This window comes from Brevibacillus sp. BC25, from assembly GCF_000282075.1.
GTDB lineage: Bacteria > Bacillota > Bacilli > Brevibacillales > Brevibacillaceae > Brevibacillus.
In genome coordinates, this window is record NZ_AKIX01000028.1 from 16,974 (window position 1) to 41,557 (window position 24,584).

The 24,584-nt window shown below is 46.9% G+C and carries 26 protein-coding genes; 8 read left to right on the forward strand and 18 right to left on the reverse strand.

Annotated features, from left to right (window positions below):
* Positions 1-369 precede the first annotated feature (369 nt).
* The 5 genes from PMI05_RS06255 to PMI05_RS06275 all read right to left on the reverse strand — a co-directional run bounded on the left by PMI05_RS06255 (position 370) and on the right by PMI05_RS06275 (position 6,910).
* A complete protein-coding gene (locus PMI05_RS06255) occupies positions 370-1,050 on the reverse strand; it encodes a metallophosphoesterase family protein (RefSeq protein ID WP_007718809.1) in 681 nt (226 codons plus the stop codon).
* Between the two features lie 173 nt (positions 1,051-1,223).
* Positions 1,224-1,871: a nitroreductase family protein gene (locus tag PMI05_RS06260; protein ID WP_007718811.1), complete on the reverse strand. Its 648-nt coding sequence runs from the start codon at positions 1,869-1,871 to the stop codon at positions 1,224-1,226.
* A 185-nt stretch (positions 1,872-2,056) separates the two neighbouring features.
* Entirely contained in the window at positions 2,057-2,377 is a 321-nt protein-coding gene (locus tag PMI05_RS06265) for a hypothetical protein (RefSeq protein ID WP_007718813.1), read from the reverse strand.
* A 16-nt stretch (positions 2,378-2,393) separates the two neighbouring features.
* On the reverse strand, positions 2,394-4,937 hold the full coding sequence (gene parC / locus PMI05_RS06270) for a DNA topoisomerase IV subunit A (RefSeq protein ID WP_007718815.1): 2,544 nt from the start codon (positions 4,935-4,937) through the stop codon (positions 2,394-2,396).
* A 2-nt stretch (positions 4,938-4,939) separates the two neighbouring features.
* Complete coding sequence (locus PMI05_RS06275) at positions 4,940-6,910, reverse strand: type IIA DNA topoisomerase subunit B (RefSeq protein ID WP_039960406.1); 1,971 nt, start codon at positions 6,908-6,910, stop codon at positions 4,940-4,942.
* A gap of 531 nt (positions 6,911-7,441) precedes the next feature.
* On the opposite strand from PMI05_RS06275, the gene PMI05_RS06280 reads away from it, so the two are divergent.
* Positions 7,442-7,819, forward strand: a complete 378-nt coding sequence (locus tag PMI05_RS06280; protein WP_007718817.1) for a general stress protein — start codon at positions 7,442-7,444, stop codon at positions 7,817-7,819.
* A gap of 68 nt (positions 7,820-7,887) precedes the next feature.
* Here PMI05_RS06280 and PMI05_RS06285 read toward each other — a convergent pair whose 3' ends face one another.
* The 8 genes from PMI05_RS06285 to PMI05_RS06320 form a co-directional block, all read right to left on the reverse strand.
* On the reverse strand, positions 7,888-8,187 hold the full coding sequence (locus PMI05_RS06285; RefSeq protein WP_007718819.1) for a DUF1292 domain-containing protein: 300 nt from the start codon (positions 8,185-8,187) through the stop codon (positions 7,888-7,890).
* Positions 8,188-8,326: 139 nt separating this feature from the next.
* On the reverse strand, positions 8,327-8,539 hold the full coding sequence (locus tag PMI05_RS06290) for a hypothetical protein (protein ID WP_017249136.1): 213 nt from the start codon (positions 8,537-8,539) through the stop codon (positions 8,327-8,329).
* On the reverse strand, positions 8,529-9,395 hold the full coding sequence (locus PMI05_RS06295) for an ABC transporter permease (RefSeq protein WP_007718827.1): 867 nt from the start codon (positions 9,393-9,395) through the stop codon (positions 8,529-8,531). Before PMI05_RS06295 ends, PMI05_RS06290 begins: the two co-directional genes overlap by 11 nt.
* Positions 9,392-10,324, reverse strand: coding sequence for an ABC transporter ATP-binding protein (locus PMI05_RS06300; protein ID WP_007718829.1), 933 nt, complete (start codon positions 10,322-10,324; stop codon positions 9,392-9,394). Before PMI05_RS06300 ends, PMI05_RS06295 begins: the two co-directional genes overlap by 4 nt.
* On the reverse strand, positions 10,318-12,546 hold the full coding sequence (locus tag PMI05_RS06305; protein ID WP_007718831.1) for a hypothetical protein: 2,229 nt from the start codon (positions 12,544-12,546) through the stop codon (positions 10,318-10,320). The genes PMI05_RS06300 and PMI05_RS06305 overlap by 7 nt, the downstream gene beginning before the upstream one ends.
* A gap of 14 nt (positions 12,547-12,560) precedes the next feature.
* Positions 12,561-13,637, reverse strand: coding sequence for a hypothetical protein (locus PMI05_RS06310; protein ID WP_007718833.1), 1,077 nt, complete (start codon positions 13,635-13,637; stop codon positions 12,561-12,563).
* Positions 13,634-14,188, reverse strand: coding sequence for an RNA polymerase sigma factor (locus PMI05_RS06315; protein WP_007718835.1), 555 nt, complete (start codon positions 14,186-14,188; stop codon positions 13,634-13,636). Before PMI05_RS06315 ends, PMI05_RS06310 begins: the two co-directional genes overlap by 4 nt.
* Positions 14,189-14,325: 137 nt before the next feature.
* The gene (locus PMI05_RS06320; protein ID WP_039960353.1) at positions 14,326-15,483 is read right to left on the reverse strand and encodes a PLP-dependent aspartate aminotransferase family protein; all 1,158 of its coding nucleotides are present in this window, start codon (positions 15,481-15,483) and stop codon (positions 14,326-14,328) included.
* Between the two features lie 126 nt (positions 15,484-15,609).
* Between PMI05_RS06320 and PMI05_RS06325 the strand changes: the two genes are divergently transcribed.
* Both PMI05_RS06325 and PMI05_RS06330 read left to right on the forward strand, forming a co-directional pair.
* Complete coding sequence (locus PMI05_RS06325) at positions 15,610-16,305, forward strand: peptidylprolyl isomerase (protein ID WP_007718838.1); 696 nt, start codon at positions 15,610-15,612, stop codon at positions 16,303-16,305.
* A 227-nt stretch (positions 16,306-16,532) separates the two neighbouring features.
* Positions 16,533-17,156: a cell wall hydrolase gene (locus PMI05_RS06330; protein ID WP_007718839.1), complete on the forward strand. Its 624-nt coding sequence runs from the start codon at positions 16,533-16,535 to the stop codon at positions 17,154-17,156.
* A gap of 310 nt (positions 17,157-17,466) precedes the next feature.
* Here PMI05_RS06330 and PMI05_RS06335 read toward each other — a convergent pair whose 3' ends face one another.
* The gene (locus tag PMI05_RS06335; RefSeq protein ID WP_007718841.1) at positions 17,467-18,231 is read right to left on the reverse strand and encodes an SDR family NAD(P)-dependent oxidoreductase; all 765 of its coding nucleotides are present in this window, start codon (positions 18,229-18,231) and stop codon (positions 17,467-17,469) included.
* A gap of 102 nt (positions 18,232-18,333) precedes the next feature.
* On the opposite strand from PMI05_RS06335, the gene PMI05_RS06340 reads away from it, so the two are divergent.
* Together PMI05_RS06340 and PMI05_RS06345 are read left to right on the forward strand one after the other, a co-directional pair.
* Complete coding sequence (locus PMI05_RS06340; protein ID WP_007718842.1) at positions 18,334-18,645, forward strand: YfhH family protein; 312 nt, start codon at positions 18,334-18,336, stop codon at positions 18,643-18,645.
* 114 nt (positions 18,646-18,759) lie between these two features.
* Positions 18,760-19,209, forward strand: a complete 450-nt coding sequence (locus PMI05_RS06345) for a DUF441 domain-containing protein (RefSeq protein ID WP_007718844.1) — start codon at positions 18,760-18,762, stop codon at positions 19,207-19,209.
* Here PMI05_RS06345 and PMI05_RS06350 read toward each other — a convergent pair whose 3' ends face one another.
* Positions 19,210-19,518, reverse strand: coding sequence for an iron-sulfur cluster biosynthesis family protein (locus PMI05_RS06350; protein WP_007718845.1), 309 nt, complete (start codon positions 19,516-19,518; stop codon positions 19,210-19,212).
* Between the two features lie 101 nt (positions 19,519-19,619).
* Here PMI05_RS06350 and PMI05_RS30980 point away from each other — a divergent pair, with 101 nt between their 5' ends.
* From PMI05_RS30980 to PMI05_RS06360, 3 genes are all read left to right on the forward strand, one after another.
* Complete coding sequence (locus PMI05_RS30980; RefSeq protein WP_007718846.1) at positions 19,620-19,760, forward strand: hypothetical protein; 141 nt, start codon at positions 19,620-19,622, stop codon at positions 19,758-19,760.
* Between the two features lie 68 nt (positions 19,761-19,828).
* Complete coding sequence (locus PMI05_RS06355) at positions 19,829-20,884, forward strand: DUF2515 family protein (protein WP_007718847.1); 1,056 nt, start codon at positions 19,829-19,831, stop codon at positions 20,882-20,884.
* A gap of 21 nt (positions 20,885-20,905) precedes the next feature.
* On the forward strand, positions 20,906-21,850 hold the full coding sequence (locus PMI05_RS06360) for a hypothetical protein (RefSeq protein ID WP_007718848.1): 945 nt from the start codon (positions 20,906-20,908) through the stop codon (positions 21,848-21,850).
* Here the strand turns inward: PMI05_RS06360 and PMI05_RS06365 are convergent.
* The 3 genes from PMI05_RS06365 to PMI05_RS06375 all read right to left on the reverse strand — a co-directional run bounded on the left by PMI05_RS06365 (position 21,817) and on the right by PMI05_RS06375 (position 24,540).
* A complete protein-coding gene (locus PMI05_RS06365) occupies positions 21,817-22,746 on the reverse strand; it encodes a hypothetical protein (protein WP_007718850.1) in 930 nt (309 codons plus the stop codon). The two genes, PMI05_RS06360 and PMI05_RS06365, sit on opposite strands and share 34 nt — an antisense overlap.
* A gap of 64 nt (positions 22,747-22,810) precedes the next feature.
* A complete protein-coding gene (locus PMI05_RS06370) occupies positions 22,811-23,407 on the reverse strand; it encodes a DUF1444 family protein (protein ID WP_052006412.1) in 597 nt (198 codons plus the stop codon).
* Positions 23,408-23,424: 17 nt separating this feature from the next.
* Positions 23,425-24,540, reverse strand: coding sequence for a DUF3900 domain-containing protein (locus PMI05_RS06375; protein ID WP_007718854.1), 1,116 nt, complete (start codon positions 24,538-24,540; stop codon positions 23,425-23,427).
* Positions 24,541-24,584 lie beyond the last annotated feature (44 nt).

Below are 24,584 nucleotides of genomic sequence, written 5' to 3' on the forward strand. Positions count from 1 at the left end.
CTTTTTCCAGGGATGAATGTATCGATCAATGATTTTTTTAAAATGGCTGGTTCTTTTGTCTTTTCTAGGAGTGGAATAAGGGCGACAATTAGAGTAACGGTCACATTGCAGCGAGTATGGCAGGGGAAATTGGTCATTGATTTGCAAATATTCACGTGGGCTAATATGATGGTAAACAATAAGAATATGAGTGAGTTGGGAATATTTTACTATCCCAAATATTAGAAGACAAGCCTTTAATTATTAATTTTTGCAATTTATTTAAATAAAATTCATTACAATATTACTCTGAACTTATCTTGACCCACAGCAAAAAGGCTTTCACCCGCTCTTTGTAATGAGAGGTGGAAGCCTTTCGTTCTTGTTCTATTACTCTACCGAGTAAACCTTTCGGCTGGGCAGCTCCAAGCAATGCAGACGGCCGCCGTATACGGCACCTCCGTCAATGCCGATGATTTTATTTTCACCGTAAAACACATCATGTTTACCGTGCAAAGAACTAGTTGGCGTGTGACCAAAAACAACGGTCTTCTCACCCTGGTAGCCTTTATGGAACTCATCACGTATCCACATCAGCAGGTACGGGTCAGTCTCTGCAACCGGAGTCTCGGGATGTACACCCCCGTGAACAAAAATATAATCATCGGTTTCATAATAGCAGTCCAAGCCAGCCAAAAATTCCAGATGCTCTTTGACTGAAGAGATGATTTCCAAGGCCTCCGGTGCGCCAGACTCCGTATCTGCTGCGGCATGACCATAGCTCGCCAACGTCTTTTGTGCACCGTTTCGGAACCATCGTTCGATAAAGACAGGGTCTTGCTCGAATGATTTAACCATCATATGATCATGGTTGCCCATCAACACGATTGCCCCTTCTGCATGGAGCTGTTTTACCTTGTCGACGACTCCTTTCGACTCTGGTCCACGGTCTACATAATCACCTAGCAAGATCAATTGATCGTTTTGTGGATCGTACTGAACTTGCTCCATCAACGATTCCAGTTTCTCCAATTCCCCATGAATATCGCTGATTGCCAACAATCTTTTCATCCTACACCCTTCTTTCGCTCGTCTGCGGCTTCTCTTTCGTTGCTGTCATGTCTCCCTATTGTACGCCCCATTTCACCTGATTGCCAGCACGTCTGGCCCTCGAAAGCTTGCAAACACGAAAAAAGCCCAGGCCCAAAATCCTATCAGGCCAAGGCTCTTCCATTTCTGCATGCTTATTTACTCGGCATCTCATTCCAGAACGTAATCTCTTCTACATCCAGGCGAGTAGTCGGATGACCAGGCTCTGCAGCCTTGCCGACTGCAATCAACATGACCGTTTCATATTGATCAGGGATTTGGAAAGCTTCCTTGAATTTCTCGCTGTTATAGCCGCCCATTGGCACTGTGTCATACCCTCTTGCCTTGGCAACGAGCATCAATTGCATCGAGACGAGACCTCCGTCTACCAAAGCAATTTCCTTGATGATTGCTCGATCCCGATTCTCATAACGCTTGTTAATGTTGTCGATGAGTGTAGCCTTTACTTCCTCTGTCATGTAGCCTGCTTCTACCGCTTTTTTGTAAATGTTCCCGGCTTGCTTGTAGCCCTCATAATCAGCCAGGACTGCAATAATCGCCGCAGCCTCTACCACCTGCTTTTGGTTAAATGCGATGGGGAGCAGCTTCTCTTTCAATGGCTGTTCATCGATAATCAAAAACCGCCATGGCTGGAGATTGGAGCTGGAAGGTGCCAACGTCGCTTCTTTTAGCATTTCCTTGAGTTCATCCCGCGAGATTTTTGCTGTTGGATCGTAATGACGTACGGAACGACGCTCCCGAATGATGTCCATAAAAGCCTTTTGATCGATGACTTTTTCCATGATTCTATCCCCCAGTGGTAAGTATGCCAATTCAGTAAGTTACTAACTTTATTACGCAACAAGTCGTGTTCAAACTGTATCACATACTCCAATTCGCTGGCAATCTTTTTGTATGCAAAAAACGCTTTGGCTAAACGGCTCACATCCTGTCATGAATGCAAGCGCGTCACCAAAGCGTTTATTTATTAAACCGGAGAAAAAGCGGATAGAACGGCTGGCTGTCTCACGGTGTCTCCATTCGGGAGCTCAACAACGAGATAGCCACTCCCTTCGTCCTCAGCTACTTCCCAACTCAATGAAAAAGTTTTGCGGCTAAATGCTTCCTCTTCGTCCAGACAACCAAGCATCGTCTTCAATGTGTCTGACGTAATCGGCACAGGCACACTTGCTCCTTGCTCTTGTGGAAGAGAGAGCAGTTTCGGCGCGTCTTCGAAATATTGCACAGTATCGAGGAGCAGAGAAACCTGCTGCCAGCTTAGCGGTGAAACAAAGGCTTCAAATGCCATCTATTCATCATTCCTTTTATTCACGATGATCTCCATCGAACAGGTTAGCCTGGGCATTAGGCCTTTTCTGTTGGCTTGCTGTGCCAGCTCCGTCTCCTGAACCTTTTGCAGTCGCTTCGTCCTTCGGTTCATCTGTCGGCAAAACGGTTTCAAAAGCAACTGCTTTTACCCCACTCTCCACCAGTTGTCGGCCGATGCCACCTTGCTCGTTGACGATCACTTGCTCTGTCTCGACAAGGGTCCATTCGTTCTGCGACGTCCAAGCATAAACTGTTTCCTCGATGAACATCGCAACAAGCTCATGCGGATTATTTTTTCGTTTACGAATCAACTGTACGCCTTTGCCTGCGCGAGCCTGGAGTGGGATCGCAGCAATCGCTGTGCGTTTTACAACCCCTTCAGCCGTCAATAAGCTAAAGGCACGAGAATCGACTTCCTCAATCTGTAGCATCGTGATGACATCGTCGCCAGGAGCAAGTGCGATTGCTTTTACCCCGCTCGACGCTCTACCCGTTGCGCTGACTTCACTGCGATGGAATCGAATGCCCATGCCATCTTTCGTAGCACCGAGTATCGCCCCAGCCTCGTCAGCCACAAATACATTCACAAACTCGTCATCGTCTGCTTTCAGCTTCGCAGCTACCAACGCACTGGAACGATTCGTTTCGTATTCGGACAACGCCGTCTTTTTCATCAAACCATTTTTACTTACATGGTACACATACAACGGTTGTTTGAAGGTTTCCACGATCGTAAAGCCAACGATACGCTGATTCTTCTCCAACGGGATGATATTGACGAGGGCGGATCCGATATCCTTCCACTTATCGTCCGGGAAGGCGTTAACCAGTGTAGCGAAGTATTTACCGTCCTGAGTAAAGAAGAGAGCAGTATGAGACGTATTGGTCTCCATGAAATAGCGGACACGGTCTCCTTCTTTTACCCCACATGTCTCCAGCGTTCCCCCCACTGATTTGAAGGAGCGCGGGCTCGTCCGCTTGATATATCCTTCGTTTGTGAGGGTTACGATGCAATCCTCTGCATTGATTTGCATGGCAATATCGATTTTAATTTCCTCGATCTCGCCCTGAATTTCTGTCAGGCGCTCTTCAGCGTATTTTTTCTTGATCTCGTTCAGTTCGCCTGTAATGACTTGAATCAGCTTTTTCTCGCTCGCCAAAATCGATTTCAGCTCCTCGATTTCTTTTGCCAGCGTAGCCAATTCTTTTTCCAGCTTGACGATATCCAAACGTGTCAAGGAAGCGAGCTGAATGTTCAAGATCGCATCTGCTTGGTTTTCGGTGAAGCCGTATTTCTCCATGATGTTTTTCTTGGCATCTGCACGGTCTTCCGAATCCATAATCGTATCGACGATCTGACGCAAAATGGACTTGGCGCGAATCAAGCCTTCCACGATATGCTCGCGGCTTTGCTTTCGATTCAAATCAAATTGGCAGCGATTCGTGACGACTTCTTTTTGGTGGTCGATGTACGCCCCCAACAAAGCCTTGAGTCCCATCTGGCGGATGGTCCCCTCATGAATCACGTTCATGTTGTAATTGTAATAGATTTGCAGATCCGTATTTTTGTACAGGTAGTTGAGAATCGCCTGCTCATCCGCTTCCTTGCGAATATCCACTACGATACGAACTTTTTTCTGCTCGGCCTCTTTGCGACCGGTTTCATCGCGAACCGCCAGTGCTCCCTCGATTTTGCGATCCATTACGAGCTCATCGATTTGACCTACGAGCTTCGACTTGACCACTTCGTAAGGGATTTCGGAAACGACGATTTTTTTGATCTTGCCGCCTTTTGGCTCCTCTACATGGGTCTTCCCCCGAATGATGAATTGACCACGGCCTGTCTCAAACGCCTTGCGAATTCCGGACAGGCCTTGGACAATGCCGCCTGTCGGAAAATCTGGACCTTTGACGTGCTGCATCAGCTCATCTAGCGAGATATTCGGGTTCTTCATTTGTGCAACAGCCGCATCGATGACTTCGCCCAAATTGTGAGTAGGGATGTCCGTTGCAAAACCAACCGCAATTCCGGCAGCACCATTCACGAGTAGATTGGGAAACCGTGAAGGCAATACTGCCGGTTGTTGAGCGGAGTTGTCGTAGTTCGGGATAAATGTAACCGTATCCTTTTCAATATCGCGCAGTAGCTCATTGGCCAATGCCGACAGTCTGGATTCGGTATAACGCATAGCGGCTGGCGGGTCTGCGTCCAAGCTACCAAAGTTTCCGTGGCCTTGAATGAGCACCTGACGCATTTTCCACCATTGCGCCATCCGCACCATCGTTTCGTAAATCGCCGAGTCACCGTGCGGGTGATAGGTACCCATCACGTACCCGACCGTTTTCGCTGATTTCCGGTATGGTTTATCGTTTGTGTTGCCTTCTTGGTACATGGCATACAAAATACGGCGCTGTACCGGCTTTAGTCCATCGCGAGCATCAGGGATCGCGCGTGAGAGAATAACCAGATTGGCATAGTCCCCGAAGCGCTTTCCCATAATCTCCGCGAAGCTCTGATTAATAACTTGATTGGACAACATGCTTATTCATCCTCCCCCACTTCAAAGGTGACGTGGTTCTCGATCCACTCACGCCGAGGTGGGACTTTGTCACCCATCAAAACGGTTACCAGCTTCTCACAGAGAGCGAGGTCTTCCAGTTCAACCTTAATGAGCTTGCGCGTCTCAGGATCCATGGTTGTTTCCCAGAGCTGATCGGCGTTCATCTCACCCAAACCTTTGTAACGCTGCACTTCAGCACCGCGTCCAGCCTTTTTCAACGCCTGTTCCAGCTCGTAATCGCTCCAACAGTAAATCCCCTCTGTCTGCTTGCCCTTGCTCTGCTTTTTCACCTGATACAAAGGCGGTTGAGCAATATACAAGTGACCAGCTGCAATCATCGGGCGCATGTAGCGGAAGAAGAAGGTCAGCAGCAGCGTTTGAATGTGCGAGCCGTCAACGTCCGCGTCAGACATGATGATCACTTTGTCAAATGCACAGTTTTCGATGGAAAACTCTTCGCCAATATCGGTTTCAAGCACCTCTAAGATCGTGCGGAACTCTTCATTCGCCAATACCTCGGAAAGCTTTGCTTTTTCCGTGTTCAACGGCTTCCCACGCAGGCTGAACAAGGCTTGGAACTCTGAATTACGCGCCTGTTTTGCAGAGCCACCCGCAGAATCCCCCTCGACGAGGAAGAGCTCATTGCGCTTGGAGTCTCTGTATTGCGGCGGAGTAAACTTTTCCGAAATCGATTTGCGCTTTTTCGCGGTTTTGCCTTTCTTGTCGCCGCGCAGGGCTTCGCGTTGTTTGCGCAGCTCTTCGCGAATCTCAGCAGAACGCAACGCCTTGTCAATCAGCAGCTTGCCTATTTCCGGATTTTCCTCGAGGAAGAAGCCTAGCTTTTCGGAAACAATCTGTTCTACGATTGCCCGTGCTTCTTCGTTCCCCAGCTTGTCTTTTGTTTGGGACTCAAACTGGACGTCAGCCATTTGCAATGACAATACACCGAGGAAACCTTCCCGCAAATCGTTTCCAGTCAAGTTCGGGTCCTTTTCTTTCAAGTACCCTTTTTTCCGGGCAAATTCGTTAAAGATCCTGGTCGTACCGTTGCGGAAGCCCGTGACATGAGTTCCGCCGTCCGTTGTTACAATTGAGTTGACATAGGACACCAGTGTCTCTGCATAGCCGTCATTGTACTGAAAAGCCAGCTCTACGTAGATATTGTCCTTTTCCCCTTCAAAGTAAACGATCGGATGGAGCGTATTTTTCCCCTCGTTCAAGTAAGAAACGTATGATTTCAAGCCATCTTCGAAGTAAAACTCTTCTCGTTTCTTTTCAGGTCCGCGCTCGTCAATCAAAACCATGCGCAGCTTTTTCAGAAGGAATGCAGTCTCACGAAAACGATCACGAATCGTCTCATAGTCAAAGCGAGCATTGCCAAACACCGCGTCATCCGGCAGAAAACGTACCGTTGTTCCTGTGCGTTTCGTGTTCCCTGTAATTTCAAGGCCGGTAACCGGTTTACCGACATGCTCGGTTCCATTTGCATCCACAACATATTCAAAGCGTTGCTTATGAATTTTGCCTTCCCGGTGGATTTCGACCTCAAGCCATTTGGACAAGGCCACAACGACACTGGAGCCTACCCCGTGCAAGCCACCACTTTTTTTATATCCGCCACCACCGAATTTACCACCGGCATGGAGCGTCGTAAAAATAACTTCTGGTACAGGTCGGCCAGTCTTGTGCATACCCGTTGGAATTCCGCGACCATGGTCTTCCACACTGACACTGCCATCCTTGTACAAAGTGACGATGATGCTATCGTTAACGCCGGCAAGCGACTCGTCCTTGGCGTTATCTACAATTTCCCACAGCAGATGATGCAGGCCACGCGAGCCCGTGGAGCCTATGTACATTCCAGGCCGCTTTCGAACCGCAATCAAGCCTTCTAAGACCTGAATATCTTCTTCTGTATACGTTAGTGTTTGCTGTGTTTCTGTATCCTTCAATCGCGCTCTCCCCTCTACTCTTCGGACACGTAGAAAAACGATCATGCCTTTTTTACTGATGGCTAGCGTTGTATTCACCTTTTTTGAAAAACGCCGAGATGATTCAACCCCCATGAGAGGAACGTTTTCCTAATAAAAGCGAACACTTAATCGCTATTGTACCGTATGGTTCCCATAGTATTCAACGCCAGTAGCAAAATGGGGCAAAAAAGCCACCTCGCCCCTAGCGAGATGGCCGATTCTTCTCAGTATTCCTCGTTTCTCATTTCGTTCTGTACATGACTTGCATATTCCATTAATTAGTGTAGCACTAATGGTGAAGATTGGTCAAAATGAAAAACCAAAACATCTGTTTCCCTTTCTCTATTTCTTCCCTCATCAGCGTAAATCCTGCTACTATCAAGGAAAATATGTCAATTGTTCTTACGTAGCGTTCACAACTGTGCCTCAGGTATTTCCATTCATCCGCGCTTTGGCTTTGGGCATCCTAGTAAGGCATCGATTCCTGAGGCCAAAAAGGGGGGAATACTTTTGATCAGTGCTACCAAGCCGTTTGTCAAATTCCATAAGTATGATGCTGAGCTAGCTTCCGACGTTCATGCGTTAAATTCTGCCGGATACAACAGTGATGACATCTGGGTTTTGAAATGGAATCCTGATAAAAATCACTCCAATCAACGAAACAATTTTTATAAATACAGTACCCACTTTGAAAGTGCAGTCGGTCACATTGACAGTATGGCGCATTTCTTTGACAATGGCGGTAAAGAACTCCGTACCCGTCTCGAAAAGCTAGGTCTAACGAAAGACGAGTGCTCGGCATTGTTTAGGGAACTGCAAGAAACGGATTATACATGCCTTCTTGTTGTACGAGACCTTAAGGATAACATTATTAAATTGAATGACTGATCGACCGCAAGAAAAAGCCACTGCTTGGGTTCTAACGCCAGCAGTGGCTTGTTTCGTTTATACCAGGATTACTTGTCTTCTTTAATGAGTTCGATGCCTTCCAGCACTTCGTTCAGCTTCGCGTAAACAGTGCTTTCCTCGTCCTCTTCCAATGGTACCATTTCGCCGCCGTCCACTTGGAATACGAAGATATCCACTTCTTCATCTTCTTCGCTTTCTTCATCTTCCACAGCTTCAGCCAAGGCAATATATTCTTTACCGTTCAGGTCGAACATAGCCAATACTTCGAAATCCCCCAACGGTTCACCATTTTCATCGTCCAATGTAATGATATCGCCCAATTCGAGGTCTTTGTTCTCTTCTGTCAATGTGTTCACGTCCTTATGCTGATATTCGTACTCTGTTCCATCATACCGTTTTTTTCCGGGAGAAGCAAACAGGCGAAAGACTTGATGCCTTCCCTGTCCATGAAAAACAACCTACCACTTGAGGCAGGTTGTTAGCTGATTACTCACTATACTCTTGAAGAACACCTTTTTCAAGCAAAAATGCTTCTTCTGCCTGAAGAATAGTCACGATCGCTTCGCGTTTAACATACATCCCCGCAGATGCCAGACGGCTCTCAATCGCACGAAGCAGTTCTTCAAAATCAATGATCTGTACATCTTGATCACTCACAAAAAAACCTCCCTTTTCCCATGCACCTTTTTCATTGTACACGAACAGGTCGTTTCTTCCAACTCCACCATTTTCGGCGGATTGGTTTTAACAAATAAGCGCTCCAGATGACGAGTACAAACGAAAGAACCACGTACACACATGAGAAAAACAACCACGGGGCAAAAGTGATGTCATCGGATTGATCGAATGACTCGCCTAAAATATCGAACAACACGATGATAGGGTTCGTCCCTGCCAGCATCTGCAGCTCATACATGTTCCATACATCCGAATTGACGTACCGTTCTGGATACGTCTGTTGCAAGGACTCACCGATGAAAAAGAACAGCAAGCCAGTACCTACTACAAAAAAGAAGGCAATGCCGTATGTGGTGACCGTCGAGATCGACGTTCGTTTAATCCAGGTGGAGCAGAACAACCCCAACGACCCGAGAAAAAACATATTCACCGCGAGAAATAGGACGAGCTGGGCCATTTGTTCCGGGGAGACGCTTCCGTAGAGCATCACAATACTGTACAAAGGCATCGATGCAACCAAGAGCAGCGTGGAGAACGCCAAAGACGTAATGAGCTTGCTCAAAATTATCGTACGTGTCGACAACTGGGTCGTCAGCAAAATATGCAAGGTCTGGCGTTCTCTCTCTCCACTAATTGCTCCAGCAGTCAAAGCTGGCGCTACAAAGCAAATCATCGCGTAGTGTATCCCCGCGGATATCAGAAACAAATCCCGGTTATCCCCTAACGATTCGGCCTTTAAGGGGTCCATGAGCAAAAAGCCCATCGGTATTCCCCCCATGACAAACAAGTAAACCGCTAATATGAGCATGGTCTTTCTCGAGCGGAATCTTTCCCGCATTTCTTTGACCAAAAGAGGATTGAACAAGAAGTCGCTCACTCCATACCGACTCCTTCCGTAATCGCTAAGAAGACGTCTTCTAAATCTTTCTTGGAATCGCCATAGTAGACGACTGCGACCTGCTCATCCAGCAGTTCTTGAAGCAATTCAGCTTTTTGTTGCTCCGTCCCTTGAAAGTAGAAGCGAAAACCTCCCATATATTCTGTCAATTGATGTACATACGGAGAACTCGCTAGCAGAAGTCCCGCTTTGTCCAAGTTCCGCAGGGCTCTCACTTGCATCCGGCTTTGTCCTGTGTCCCGATTGCTGACCTCATGCACAGAACCATACGCAATTAATCTTCCTTTTTCAATGACACCAATATCATCACACAGCTCGGCTAGCTCCGGCAAAACATGGGAGCTGATAATAATCGTCTTACCCATTGCACGTAATTGCTTCATAATTTCGCGCAATTCGATACGAGCTCTCGGGTCCAGTCCTGACGCGGGTTCATCCAAAATCAGCACGGCCGGATCATGTACGAGACAACGTGCTAGCCCCAGGCGCTGTTGCATGCCTCGAGACAAAGAGTCGACGAAAGCGTCTGCTTTGTGAGACAAATTTACCAGTTCCAATAGATCACCGACGAGTGCCCGTCTTTTGGAGGCAGGAATTTTGTACGCTCCGGCATAAAACTCCAAATACTCCACCGCTGTCAAATTGTCGTACACGCCAAAAAAATCGGGCATGTAGCCAACAGACTGGCGTACACTCGCAGGATCTTTTCGTACATTGTAGCCGCAGACAAATGCTTCCCCTTCACTCTGTTCCAGAAGGGTAGACAAGATCAGCATCGTAGTAGATTTTCCGGCGCCATTTGGACCAATGAAACCGAACACCTTTCCTGGCTCGATGGAAAGGTTCAAATCCGTCAACGCTTGCAAATTGCCGTATCTTTTTCCTAAATGAACGGTTTCGATTACCATTTCCGCACCCCCTCTACCTGGAAAATTGGCTCTGGTAGAGCTAATCGCGACGTTCCATTGTGGGAAAAACGAAGCAATAATGTTTGATTTGGCGTCAATACTTGCTGGAGTTCATTATTGAGGACAAGTCTCGTCCCGCGCTCAACAGGTATCCACCTACCGCTCTTTTGGTGGAAGTATTCTATCCGGAAAGGCTTGAACGAGCTGTGATTCAGCGGTACTGTTATTCGCTTTATATTGATCGCCGCTTTATCTGTACGCAATTCAAACGTAATACTGCCCTTCCCTAGCTGCCAAATGTACCCGGTGCTGTCGAAATCTCCTGTCACTTCATACATATCGGCATCAAGCAGGCCATAAGGACTAGTTACTAGACCTTGTTCATTCGGCTGGAATTGAATAGGTTGCTGAATGACATTCCAGTATTGCGCTTGGTGAGGCACCTGCATTGTCATCAGAGGAAGAGGCTCTGTCGTTGTCCCGATGATACTTATCTGATTCCCCTCTTCATACTCAACGACTCTTTCCTGCATTTCTTTGATTCGTTCTTCCATCGTTTGCAATTCGTTTGTTGCTTGTGGTTTTCTTGGCATAAACAAGGGCTCAAGCACACTGTCAATCTGCTTTTCTTCTCCCTTTTTCAATGGCCCAAGCGGAATTCGCTGAAAACCAATTTGAATAAAAGTCTGATCGTAGGCAAACTCCGTATTGTTTTTCACGTGACCTTGTAGACGATTTTCATTGATTCGCAAGGAAGTTTCAAAAGCACCCATGTCATGCTTTACCCCGATACCGATTGCCTGTTTCGGTGTCAAATAGGGGAGATTGCGGAAAGAGAGAACCTCATCGCCATCCATTAATCCCTCTGGGCGATAATCACTTCTTCCCAATGTCAAGGGCAGTGCAACGATTGAAGGTTCAAGCTGAACATCGTATTCGTTTTGATCTACTCCCAAAAACGTTGCGGCTGAGCGAATATGAGCCAGAGACTCATCTAATATGTCGATCTTGGTTACGGTGTAGCTGGTACTCGTTTTCACAACAGCAGGCTTTCCAACCGCGAATATAGCGACGGTCAAGAAAATTCCTCCAAGCGGGATTACTCCCCACGCCCATTCAGGTTTTCTCATTCTTTTCAGAACGAAGTATGTCAATGGTGCGAGTACAATTACATAGCCGCCCCACAACGCCACCATCCAGATGGGTGGAGGAGTCTGTACTTCAGGAATCTTCTTGCTCAAGTCAAGAAAAGGCCGTGTCATTTGATCCATATAAGGCTTCTCTTCAAAAATCTTCTTGGCACCATGCTGGATCATTGCATTCTGCCACAGTTGTGGATTGAACTGCCACGATGCCAACGGCTCTGCTGTCACATCATAGTTGACAAATAGCAGCAGCCCTCTGCCGTACGATTTTGACACAAATAAGGGCAAGTCACGGTTGTATACACCGATACTGCCATTTGGCGCGACTTTTGCAATGTCATACTCACTTAATGCTTGCTGTAGCTCTATATTACCAGCTTTTCCGGCTTCCACAGGGAGAATATCAGCAAACCGCTGGATCATCCCATCTTGATTGGGACCTGCGGAAACAACCACGATCCCCCCTAGCTGGATCCACTCCTTGATCGCTGCCATCTGTTGATCATTAATCGTGGAGCCACTATTGCCTGCAAGTGCTAACATGTCTATGTTTTCGTAAATCCACGATTGGTCAGGCAACATTTGTTCCGTGAGATTTTGAACGGACAAGGGGCGATTCATTTTGGATTGTGATTGATTGACGGCAAGGAAATGAAACGCATTGCCCTCCTCGCTGATCACCCCAATGGTGCGCCCGTCTGTTGGATAAGAGATACGCAGCTTTTCGCTTTTGACAACTTGACCGTTTTGCGTCACCTGGACGTACCAATCATCGAGCAATATTTGGGAAGGCATATCAAAGTAAACGGTTGTACTCTTTCCTTGCTCAAGCTTTATTGGACGCCGAAGCTTAAATTCATTATTTTTTTTGACTTGTCGCTGCGATAACTCTACAGCCCCCGTGAAATCCTGTTCTTGGCTGGTTACCTTTACGTTCAGTCTCATCCATGATTCATACTTGACGATACCACTTAAAGGTATCTCGAATTGTATGTCTACGTTGCTCTCTGCCATAGCTGGGCGTATCGAAAAGCTAAGCCATGTGATGACAAAGATTAACACCCATTTCCATCTCATGCTTGTTCCTCCGCTCATTTTCGTGACGCCAAAGAGATAACCAGTTGTTGCAGCTGATCATGGCGTGAGATAAGCAGTAAGTGCTTACCTTTGTTTGCCCAATTGCCTTTGATCAGCTCTTCAGAGGACTGGTTTCGCAATGGTAGCTCGCGTGTCACAAAAGGCTCTTCACTCACGTTTACTTCCATCAGCGTTCCATTTGGGTGTGTATAGGTCAATCGCGTATCGGAGCTCCACGATGCCCACTGCCCCACTGAAAGCGAGATAACTTTCCCCGTCCGCATTTCCATCAGCTGTACTTCACCGGCTTTATTGAAGGCAAGCAAGCTTCCATCTGGTGACCATTCAGGCTGAGAGCCTTCTACTAGCTTCCATTCTTGGAACGATACTGTGCTGCTCACCCAAATTTCTTCGACGCCATTTTTAGAGCGGGTAAAGGCAAGCGAATCATCATGTTCAGACCAGCTTGGTGAAGAGTACAATACTCCTTCTTCTTCCTTCAGCAATCGGCTACTTCCCATGCTGTAAGTCGTTGGCATCTCCACAATCCATAGCCGCGATAATTTTTTATCCTGCTCGACCACTGCGATTTGCTTCCCAGAATTAGACCACGCTACCCCGGTGTATCTTCCTTCGGTTGGCGGCAGCTTGATCGTGACTGGCTTTAATTTCTCATCGATTGGATTGGTTTTCAACTCTGCATTGTTATTGATGTAAGCTAGCTGAGTTGCTTTCTGATCAATATCAACAAGCTCCACGCTTGCTTGTGCTGGCAGCTTAAGTACTTCATGCTCTCGAACGGCAAGAGAGGTATTGTTCCACCACACAAATCCGCCTATAGCAAGGGTGAGAGCAGCAGCTGCGATTCCGCTCCAAACCAACCTCCCCCATTTTTTTGGTGCGGAACTTGGAACTTTTGCCTGCTTGGCTTCGAGATCTCTCATTTTCTGGAGCAATTGTTTTTTGAGGTCTGATTTTAATTGATAATTGACAGGAACCGTGCCGCGCATCTGCTTCAAATGGGCTAGGAGTTGGGTTACAGTCTGATCATCCGATTGATGATCCTGGGGGTGCTTCTCCTCTTCTCTCATTCGGAGTCCCCCCTCTCATACATCTTCTGAAGTTTTTGTAATCCGCGATAAGAAATCATTTTGATACTCGATTCTGTTTTGCCGAGCACCTCAGCTACCTGGCTGATTTTGAGGTCAGCAAAGTAGCGGAGCATCAACACGTCTCGTTGATCCTGAGACAACAAGTCCAGACGATCACGAAGCTGACGAATCTCTTCATTCGTCAGCGCCTGCCGTTCCGGCTGCCATGTGTCGTCCGGTTCTGCTCCTAAAAAATCTTCCTGGTCGACCGGTAACTCCCTGTTTTTCCGCATAAAATCTACATATGTATTGTGAGCAATACGAAAAATCCATGATGCGAAAGGACTTGTTCTGCTATATTGCTCGAATTTTTCTAGAGCTTTTAAAAAGACCACGGTGGTCAAATCATCGGCATCCCACGTACTCTGAACCCGGCATCGCAAATACCGGTTGACGCGATCAAAATATTCGTCATACAGTTCCGTAAATGGACGAGATTCATAATAATCTCCGGATGATGGCCCCGACGGTTGCTTCATAGCCATTCCCATTTGCGTTTTCCTCGGTTTCTTCCAGACTGAAGCATGTTCTCAGAATGGGCTTTCCCCACTGCATTCTGAGACTACTCTAACTAAGTATTACGTATTTCTTAGGAAGAAAGTTTCATAATGTAGCAAAGTTTTTTGAATTATTTACCTAATGCAGCATCTAATGCTAACTGAATGTCTTGAACAGCCTCGATTCCGACCGATAACCGTACCAGTCCCATCGTGATTCCCGTTTCCTTGCGCTGCTCTTCAGAAAAAGCACGGTGGGACGTCGTAACAGGATGAGATACACTCGTCTCCACACCTGCAAGAGACGGAGCCAACTTGATCCAGTCAAGTGCCCGGTAAAAATCATAGATCTTCGTCTCGTCTGCCAGAACAAAGGATACCATTGCCCCCTGCTTTTGCCGTGAAAAAAAGAAGGTATCCGTAGGACTTGGGTAATACACTTGTCCAACTGCAGGATGCTCACGAAGAAACGCAGCGATCTGGCTAGCATTATCGCATTGTCGTTCCATTCTCACTGCCAATGTTTTCAAGCCACGTGATGTCAACCAGGCCTCAAAAGGACTGAGCGATGCACCGTAGTTGGCTACGATCTCTGTGGCACGCTTGATTGTCGCCTGTGATCCAACCAGAACACCTGACGTCACATCGCTATGTCCACCTATGTATTTGGTTCCACTATGTACCACGAGATCCGCTCCGAATGAAATGGGTTGTACCAAATACGGGGTCGCAAACGTATTATCCACCATGACGGTTAAGCCAAGACTTTTTGCTTCCTTGATCCAGTAAGGCAGATCCACAACTGTCAATAGCGGATTGGTGATGGTCTCCAAGAAAAACAGCCGCGTAGTTGGACGAACATGGTCAGCAAGCTTTGTCATTTGACCAAGCTGGATGCACTCAAGCTCGATCCCAAACCGCGACAACTCCTTGTGCAGTAGAGCGTAGGTACCGCCATAAATTTCATGGGAAGCCAGCACATGATCGCCAGGGGAAAGAACGGCAAGTAAACCCGCCATGATCGCTCCCATACCGGAGGCAGCACTGACACCTGCTTCTGCGCCTTCTAAAACAGCGATTGCATGAGCCAGCTCCGCTTGGTTAGGATTGCCATTTCGGGTGTACAAGTATTCCCCTTCACCGACGTAATACTGTTCTACTTCTTCCAAGCCTTCGAAGGCAAAAACGGAGGTTTGATAAATCGGTGTCGTTTTGCTCTTTACTCCCCGCAAAGGGTCATGTCCGATATGTACCGTTTTGGTCTCAAATCGCTCTGCCACATTGATCACCCTTTTAACCCAATCATACCATGCGAGATTGGAAAGGAAACTAGCGGATTGGCAAATGCTCGACTATTTGTGTTATAATTCGAAACCGAACCACCCAATAGTACGATACAAAGGAAGGTGCATAAGATGAGAAAGATGATGACAACTCTGTTCACATGTCTGACGGCAATCGCCTTGGTTACGGGTTGTTCCACAGGAAGCAATGAAGCGGCTCCTAATCAACCGACTACGCCAGCAGAGAAACCAGTATCCAAAGAGCCAGCTAACCCACCGGGTCCAACCGGAGAGAAGAAATACGAGAAGGCTCCGGCTATGCAGATTGACAAAGCAAAGGACTATCAAGCGAAAATCTCTACTTCCATGGGAGACATTACGATCGATCTGTTTGAAAAAGATGCCCCGATTGCTGTCAATAACTTTGTTTTCCTCGCAAAGGACAAGTACTATGACGGCATCAAGTTCCACCGCGTCATGAAAGACTTCATGATTCAAACAGGTGATCCATTAGGAACTGGTATGGGAGGTCCTGGTTACACGTTTGAAGACGAATTGAAAAATGGTCATAAATATGAACCAGGCGTGGTTGCCATGGCGAATTCCGGTAAAAACACGAATGGTAGCCAATTCTTTATTGGTTCTGGACCTGACGTGACAGGATTGGACAACTCTCCGAATTACACGATTTTCGGAAAAGTTACGGGTGGTATGGATGTCGTTCAAAAAATTGCAGGAACAAAAGTAAAGAAACACCCACAAACAGGTGAACCAAGTATTCCTGAGCAAACGATTACCATTAAATCCATCGCGATTACGGAAAAATAAGAGCAGCCTCAAACTGCACACGAAAGCCACTTTCTCAACGGGAAAGTGGCTTTTTTATAGAGGAAACATCCGTTCATGAAAACACTTTCACAAACCGAAAGATATTGTAAATAGTTCTATGGAACCATTTCCCTCTTGAACCATTCCGATAAGACCGATAGACTTGCAAAAGACCTGATTCGCTTCCGCAATCAAAACGCAAAAAGCGAAAAGGAGTGGTTCACACCATGTTGACACGAGAAGCGCCAACGCGCTTTTTCTTCTTTTTGAACAGTTTTGGCTTGATGCTGTTATGCTTATTTGTCACACCGACAAGTGCAATGGCACCACAACCAGTACAAATTCTCCCTGTTCTCGGTAGTGCACAGGCGCCATCGGAACAAGTTTCGAAGAAGGAAAAGAAATCAACCACATCTGCTACAGCAGTAAAACGCGAGTCTGTGCAGGTTAGTCGTGATAGTCGCCCAAAAGTGGTTCGCAATGGAAAAGTGAAGGTTTCGGAGAGGGATATGGAACTGCTCGCCCGGTTAGTGTATGCGGAAGGCCGGGGAGAACCGTATGAAGGACAGGTAGCGATTGCTGCCGTTGTATTGAATCGGGTTGCTTCAGATGAATTTCCAAATACGGTACGGGAGGTTATTTATGCTCCCAATGCGTTTTCGCCTGTCCATGACGGCAATTTGACACATAAATCAAATGAAAGTACGAGAAAAGCGGTCCAGGACGCGGTGAATGGAAAGGATCCGAGCAATGGTTCCCTGTACTTCTTCAATCCCGATACGGCTACATCCAAGTGGATTTGGTCACGTCCTGTAACGGTTGAGATCGGTAACCATCGTTTTGCTCGTTAACGCAGTACTTACAGAACAAGATTTAATAATACTTTATTTTTATTTAATTGATGTTTTACTTTTGCTTGCTATGTTGTAGGTGTAAGCACTTTTTCAACGCATTGAGAAAAAGATCGATTATCTTCTTTGGATGACTTTTTAACGTAAGCATGTTTAGATCGATCATTCAATCTGAGTATGCCTACGCTAATAGCTTTGATTGATGGACTGTTTTGGGTGAGAGCAAACCAGTCATAGAACAATCAGTCGTTCTTTTTCTCAATCGCCCCCAATAATTAGGCATTCCCAACTGGGAATGCCCCTTTTTTTATTAAAACCCGTATATAGACATACCGCCATCAACCGAAAGCGTTTGACCCGATATGTATGAAGCTGCATCAGAGGACAAGAAAATCGCTGGTCCTACCAAGTCCTCGACATCCCCGATTCGGCCACTCGGCGTTCGCTGCAACACCTCTTGGACGAACGCTTCGTCGCTAAGCAAGCTCTCCGTTAATGGCGTACGGAAATACCACGGCGCGATCGTATTTACATTGACACCAAACTTGCTCCATTCTAATGCCAGCACCCTCGTCATCTGGATGAGCCCTGCTTTACTGGCACCATATGCGACACCCGTGCGAAGTGCTACTACACCTGCGACCGAAGCGATATTGACGATTCTACCATAGCGCTGCTCGCACATGATTTTGCCAGCAGCTTGACTCATGAAAAATGCTGCTTTCAAATTCAAATCCACTACCCTATCCCACTCTTCTTCCGTTACCTCATGAGCTTTTTTTCGGATATTCATTCCTGCATTATTGATCAGGATATGCACACCCCCTAACCCTTCGACTACTTTCTTCACAACACGGTCAACTGCATCAGATACAGTCAAGTCAGCCTCAACTGGAAAAGCGACTCCGCCTTTTGCTTCAATCTCCGATACTACTTCTTGCAAATCGGAAGCTGTTCGCGAGACTACCGCAACCTCCGCACCCGCTTCTGCGATTCCCAACGCTAGTGCCTTCCCAATCCCTCTTCCAGCACCTGTTATGATTGCTTTCTTTCCATGCAAATCGAAACGTGTCATTTTCGAAACGACTCCCCTTTCGTTTCCTTAGAGGATTCTGCATCCATCGCCTTTTCCCTTGTCTTTTGCTACAATATACCTGTATGGAAAGGAGGCAGTCCGTTGCGTTTGTACAGTCAAATGACACTCGCTGAGCTGCAGGAGGAAATGGAGCGCCTGCACGTCGAAGCGAAAGAAAAAAAGAAGCTTGGTGATCACTCACAGCTTGCAATCATTACACAAAAGTACTTTATGGCGAAATCGTACTATTTAGGAACGGATGAGTTCCGAATCGGCAGCAAATACAGCGTGCCTGATCACGATCAGCCGTTTACAATTGATTATTTCAACGGCGTCTTTGCTTGGGGACGTTTCCCTGATTCGGACGAACAGACAGGCTTTCCAGTAGGAATGCTGGAACTGTGGTTCGACTAGAAAAAAGAGATCGGCACTCGCACTCTTGTGCATGCTGATCTCTTTTTTCTTGTCCGGGCACATGCCGCAACAGCATGGATATACTAAGAAAAACGAAAGTGAGCCAACCCGCATATGGACTGGATTTCTATCATCCTCTTGGTACTACTGGCGCTCGGTGTCATTGGCAACAACGCAACCGTCTCCATTGCCGTTGCGATCCTTCTCTTAATGAGGCTCCTGTCGTTGGACCGATATTTCCCACTGCTCGAGCAGCATGGATTACAGCTCGGGATCATTATACTGACGATTGGCATCATGACTCCGCTTGCAAGCGGCAAAATCAATCCTTCCTCCATCTTGGAGATTTTCACGAATTGGCATTCGTTACTGGCCGTCGCCGTTGGTATGTTTGTGGCTTACTTGGCGGGAAAAGGAACGGTTTTGATGACCCAAAATCCCTTAATCGTTACTGGCTTGCTGCTAGGTACAATCGCTGGTGTCACTTTTTTCCGCGGTGTTGCAGTCGGCCCTTTAATTGCAGCAGGTATTCTCGCCTTTATTTTGCAATTTCTCCCGAAGTGATTAGATCCAGCGCTCTTTCAACTGAAGGCCATACGCCAAAATTTGCTGTGGCGTAACCATCCGAAAGCCTTGCTGCGCACGATAATCAATCGTAAGCAATTCAGACCCGATATAGGCAATGGTTTCGCGATCTATCAGAAACGTCAAAGAATCGACCTGGTAGACTTCATCTTCTGGACCTTGGGTATCCCACCACAACGCATACTCTACATTCATCCCACAGCCACCGACTAGCTCACCGTTGATCCGAATGGGTTTGTCTGTACTGGCTATGCGTTCTACTGCCTCTTTTGTCACTTTTACTATCATGTTTGGTGCCACCCTTCTCATGATTTTCCAGCATGCTGAATGCATCATCTCTTACATGATAGCATACAATGCTTGAAAGGCAGCTGAAAGGACGATCATCTATGAATATCTACGAACAAGATGGGATTTTTGTCGCTGAAACGGAGTTCCAATCGGAGCACGTTGTCATTTTTGCGAATACGTGGGAGGAAGCCAAGGAAAAACTACTCGTTCGGCTTCTCGTACTAGAAATGATTGGTTGAGTAAAAAGCGGGTCGCCCAGTGGACCTGCTTTTTTCCATGTGAAAACAACAAGGAGCTACCCATAACCATGACAGATACGACAGCAACGAAAATTGCCGAGCAGCACCTGGTTGCTCAAATCAGACAAGCAACAACCAAAGCCAATCGCAACAATGTCACTCGCACACAAGCATACCTCGCCTTTTATCTCGAGCACCACGAGGTTCACTGGGCGTTATTGGCCCATTTGGTCTCACGAAATGGCGGTTGGAACATGACCGATTTAAAAGGAGAATGGCTGCCGATTATCATGGATACACAAGCAATCGAGCCCTTTTTTTGGTTTTTAGAAAGATGTAACTGGTTGATTTTTCACGATGCCTACCCACAATTACTACTGTATGCGGAAATGAAACGAACGGGGACAGATTTAACAAAGCTCTTGGCGCCACTTGGTGTTTCAGTCTTTATGCAATCGTATTGGCAAGAGTTCCTCGCCTCTAAAGACAGCGCGCCCATTACACATGCACTCATCGTTAATGAACAGCAATATATCGAACAACGTGTCGTACAGAAGCCGTTTACACTGAATCGTATTTTCGCTTCGTTTGCTTTCGTCGCCCAATCTGCTCTTTCGATGAATCAAGTGCTCATTCCTTATAAAGCGCATCCTACTGATCGCCGGCTTAGCTTGATCGGGTTGAATGTTCATCATTTTCCCGACGTCAGAAACCGCATTCAGGTTGGAAAGACGTTGTATCAGCAATTGTTTGGGGATCCTTTTCGCTTCGAAAAAATGCTCTCCTATTGCGCTCGTATTCCTCATACAGGCTCACGAGCGGATTATTGGCCGCATTTGTTCACACCTCATCATACTGCTTCCACCACAGAAGATGAGTACCAACTACGATTGGATGGACTTGAGTTGCTAGAAGGAAGCCCGAAGATATACAGCCCACGTCTTCAAGATGCATGGGTTGATTATGGACACGATCCGGCAGATGGGGTAGATTGGTTTCGAGATGAAAAATGGCACAAGGTCGTGAAAGAACCCGCTTCACTGCCTTCCATCGACAGTGATTCTTATGTGCGTTCCTTGCAATGGATCGAATACGGAGTCAAACTCGTCTCAGCAATCACGTAGCTTGGAGAGGAGGTCAGCCTCATGGAAAAATGGATGCAAGAAATGGCATTGAATCAAACAAGTTTTTTGCTATCCTGCCAATTGCCGAGCGGTACCTTTCGCCTTGGCCCCAAACGTGATCAAATCAATCCGTACTTCACCAACCTCGGAATTATTTCCCTCATCCGCATGAAGGAAGTAGAGGCTGTTCGTGGTCATCTCGATTGGTATTTACAGAACCTGAATGCAGACGGCTATATCAATGATTTTCGTCTTGAACAAGGCAGAGAAATCGATACCGGCACAAATGATAGCGAAGATAGCTACCACACTACTTATTTCAGCCTGCTTGCGGAATGGATACGAGCAACAGGGCGTATGGACTGGCTGCATGCCAACCACGTTAAACTCTTGTCCCTTCTGCAAGCAGTTGCCCGCCTTCAACAGAAGGACGGTCTGACCTGGGCGAAGCATTCGTATCGGGTTAAATATTTGATGGACAATTGCGAGGTGGCCAAGGGGCTGGCAGATGCTTCGTATTTATTTTCGTTGATCGGAAATGTGGAGGCTGCCGAGGAAGCGGCTGCACGCGCCAAAGCCTGCGAGCTCGGCATCAGTGGAATGTACAGTCGGATTCGCATGTCGTATGCAATGTATGATCGTACGTACCCCGGCTGGCGAAAATGGTACCCGGACGTCACTTCCCAAGCGTTTCCCATTGTCTACAGCTTGACAGATGCCAATACCGCTTCGATACTCTACCAAAGGATCACGGAAGCGTTCCCGCATTTTGATACGTTTCAAACTGGTGATTTGTATCCGTGGATGACGATGGGGGTATGCGCGCAGTTGATGGGTGATAAAACACGGGTGAAGACGATGCTCGTGACCGCCACAGACTTGTACATACAGGGTCCTAGGTACCCGTACTGGCTGATTCAAGATGCCGGGCGCTATATTGAGTTATTACTGGATGTGGAATTATGAGGCTCAGATAGGAGTTGCTTTACCCAACGATAGCAACGCTCGAGTTGCTCGTCTGTTACTTGGTCAGAACGATGCTCGAACATGATCTTTACATACGGGTTTTCTTTCCGGATGATCGTCAGGTAGTCCTCAATCGGAGCCCATCCTTCTTCCGGTTTACATTCGGGAAGAACGGGAAAGTGAACGAATTCAACCCCACCAGCGTTCACCTTCATACTCTTCAAATGAATGCTCCACGTATATTTTGCATACTTTTGGATGACATGACGGGCATCGAAAAACGGGTCGATTTTTCCTTGCAGGAATAAACGACCGGTATCGAGACAGAGCTTGATCGTTGGATATTTCTGTAGCAAGTACTCTAAAAATTCTGTCTCATACACATATCGGTTGAGTGCATCGAATTCAAGGACTGGTGTGAAGCGAAACTCCTTGCCTTTCTCATCCAACCATGCAAACAGCTGCTCACTACGATATTGAAACTCTTCTTCCGTGTACACATGCTCCCATACATAGTCTCGCGAATCATAAAATCGCCATACACTCCAGTCGACGCGATCATCCAAAATGACAGGCTTCGGATAATGGAATAAGACATAGCTTGGCTGAATGAATGCCATAAACGCCAATTCCTTCTCTATCCATTCAAATGCCTCGTCTCTAGTCTGATCATGAGCATTCATGAATAGAGCATCCCGCAGTTCGGATTGACCTGCACGCAGAGGAAAATGAACACCGATCGCAAATCCTTTTGCTAGAGATTCACGTTGTAGGATTTGGATATCCTCCTCCGAATCAAACAAGCATGCCTCTATTCCGTAAAAGCCCTCCTTAAAATCCCGTGCATATTTTGCCTGATCAAAACCTCCATATTGACCAATCATGAAATTTTTCATTCGAGGGCTTCCTCCTATTTTCCGGCGATATAGAAAACGCGGGAAACCTGTCCCCGCGCTTGCTCTACTTTCTTTCAATTTTCGTACCCGAGTCGTGCGTCACCACGAGAAATGGGATCAAATCCCCTTCCTCCCAGTAAAAAGGCAAGACAGAGATCGGCACTTGCCCTTTCGAGGCAAAATCATAAGTGAGACGCGCTAACAGGTGAGCCCCGGCTTCTCCTGTCATATCCGCCACGATCAACACATCCTGATGCGGTATCGCGACACCAAGCGAGTCCCCTTGCTTCTTCTGATCCATCTCCGCCAGAAATGAATCAAGCAAAATTCGGCTTGCCGCGTATCCATCTGTCGGACTAATAAAATGGATGCGCTGACCTCCTACCTCTTGTGATTTCACTGAAAAGGGGAGCTTTCGCAAGTTTTCTAGTGCGTATGAATGAAGCTGCTCGCTCGTCCAGCCTGCTTCCTGCAGCATCCGCTTCTCAATCAATGCGTAACCTTCGCCTTGATCTAGGGCGTACAGTACGTACGTATCAGCTGTATGCTCCTTCACCACCCACCGCTCGGGGTACTTGTTGATCATAGAGGCATGACGCAAAACCGGATAGATGTTATGCTCTTGGCCGCTTACTCGTAGTTGTCGATCCAACTCCTTCACTCCCTTCCCTTCGTTTATTACCAAGGTGGATTTTCATCGTCCTCTGTAGGCGTGTTCACCGGGGTATATGCAACGTTCTGGCTTCTCTCTTCGATTTCTTTCACGATGTCCGTCAATGCCTTTGGCTTTAAAAACTCAACTGGAGACATGCCACGCTCGAACTGTAGCTGCTCGCCCTCTAATAGCACCAAATAACGCCCGTTCACTTTGGCGATATGCAGGCTGGTGCCGTAATCAGCCAATAACGTGCGGATCTGCATATGATCCAGCTTGAACTTTAGCTCGACCTCTGGTTGGCGATCTGTAATGATTTGCATCGCTTCCATCACGGTCTCATGCTCCCATTTTTCTGCGAGCTCCCGCTTAGGACTTGCCGCAATGAGCTCGATTGCTTCCTCTTCCCGTATCCGCTCTTCGGACTCTTCGGGATACGTATATTCGATGTGCTGTCTTGCTAATGAAATGACTTCTTCAGAAACGATCTGTGTCATCGTCTGTGGATACTCGATAAAGCGCAAAAATTCCTCAAAATACCGCGCGTGGGAGAACTGATGAATTTTCACGTGATACGGGTCATTCATCCCTGATTCGATCATGTACGGATACATTAGCGATTTCATGTTTTTGGCATTGATCGCCATGCGTACATTCGATATGAGGCTCTTCTCATCTGTGATGACCGCTGTTTTTTGTTCGAAATCGCATTTTAAAATAAAGACATAGCGCTCGTCAATCAGCTCTAACCTCGTCCGTACCACAATCATGACTCCGCCTCTCACTTGAGAGGTTCGCAAATACGACTGAATCAGCTCCTGACAGGGCTCCTTGCTCTCCCCTGACGTTTCCGCTGCCAACAATCGATTCAAGAGGGCATAGTTGGGGTTCGAGTCCAATGGATGTCCGGGCTCCAACACAAATTGACCCAGTTTTGTCGGCGTGCCTTCTGTCTTTGGATTCATCTCGACTTTTCTTTTCGCAATCCGGGCGAATTCCCCATCGAGAAAATCTTTCAGCTCACTTCTCTGATATTCATCATGGCTCAAATAGCGCGTCATCCGCACTTGTTTAATGCCATCCTCTTCTTCAGGCTGTTCCATTAGATAAAAGGATAACCAGTCAATTGTAAAATTCATACCCTTCGCTCCTGTCTGCATGTAACGAACTGATTATAGCAAAC

Coding starts and splice junctions, on each gene's coding strand:
- PMI05_RS30980 (WP_007718846.1), top strand. CDS start 19,620: ATGAATATCTACGAACAAGATGGGATTTTTGTCGCTGAAACGGAGTTC.
- PMI05_RS06265 (WP_007718813.1), bottom strand. CDS start 2,377: ATGGCATTTGAAGCCTTTGTTTCACCGCTAAGCTGGCAGCAGGTTTCT.
- PMI05_RS06305 (WP_007718831.1), bottom strand. CDS start 12,546: ATGAGATGGAAATGGGTGTTAATCTTTGTCATCACATGGCTTAGCTTT.
- PMI05_RS06325 (WP_007718838.1), top strand. CDS start 15,610: ATGAGAAAGATGATGACAACTCTGTTCACATGTCTGACGGCAATCGCC.
- PMI05_RS06255 (WP_007718809.1), bottom strand. CDS start 1,050: ATGAAAAGATTGTTGGCAATCAGCGATATTCATGGGGAATTGGAGAAA.
- PMI05_RS06260 (WP_007718811.1), bottom strand. CDS start 1,871: ATGGAAAAAGTCATCGATCAAAAGGCTTTTATGGACATCATTCGGGAG.
- PMI05_RS06315 (WP_007718835.1), bottom strand. CDS start 14,188: ATGGGAATGGCTATGAAGCAACCGTCGGGGCCATCATCCGGAGATTAT.
- PMI05_RS06350 (WP_007718845.1), bottom strand. CDS start 19,518: ATGATAGTAAAAGTGACAAAAGAGGCAGTAGAACGCATAGCCAGTACA.
- parC (WP_007718815.1), bottom strand. CDS start 4,937: ATGTTGTCCAATCAAGTTATTAATCAGAGCTTCGCGGAGATTATGGGA.
- PMI05_RS06310 (WP_007718833.1), bottom strand. CDS start 13,637: ATGAGAGAAGAGGAGAAGCACCCCCAGGATCATCAATCGGATGATCAG.
- PMI05_RS06335 (WP_007718841.1), bottom strand. CDS start 18,231: ATGACACGTTTCGATTTGCATGGAAAGAAAGCAATCATAACAGGTGCT.
- PMI05_RS06300 (WP_007718829.1), bottom strand. CDS start 10,324: ATGGTAATCGAAACCGTTCATTTAGGAAAAAGATACGGCAATTTGCAA.
- PMI05_RS06360 (WP_007718848.1), top strand. CDS start 20,906: ATGGAAAAATGGATGCAAGAAATGGCATTGAATCAAACAAGTTTTTTG.
- PMI05_RS06375 (WP_007718854.1), bottom strand. CDS start 24,540: ATGAATTTTACAATTGACTGGTTATCCTTTTATCTAATGGAACAGCCT.
- PMI05_RS06330 (WP_007718839.1), top strand. CDS start 16,533: ATGTTGACACGAGAAGCGCCAACGCGCTTTTTCTTCTTTTTGAACAGT.
- PMI05_RS06355 (WP_007718847.1), top strand. CDS start 19,829: ATGACAGATACGACAGCAACGAAAATTGCCGAGCAGCACCTGGTTGCT.
- PMI05_RS06345 (WP_007718844.1), top strand. CDS start 18,760: ATGGACTGGATTTCTATCATCCTCTTGGTACTACTGGCGCTCGGTGTC.
- PMI05_RS06365 (WP_007718850.1), bottom strand. CDS start 22,746: ATGAAAAATTTCATGATTGGTCAATATGGAGGTTTTGATCAGGCAAAA.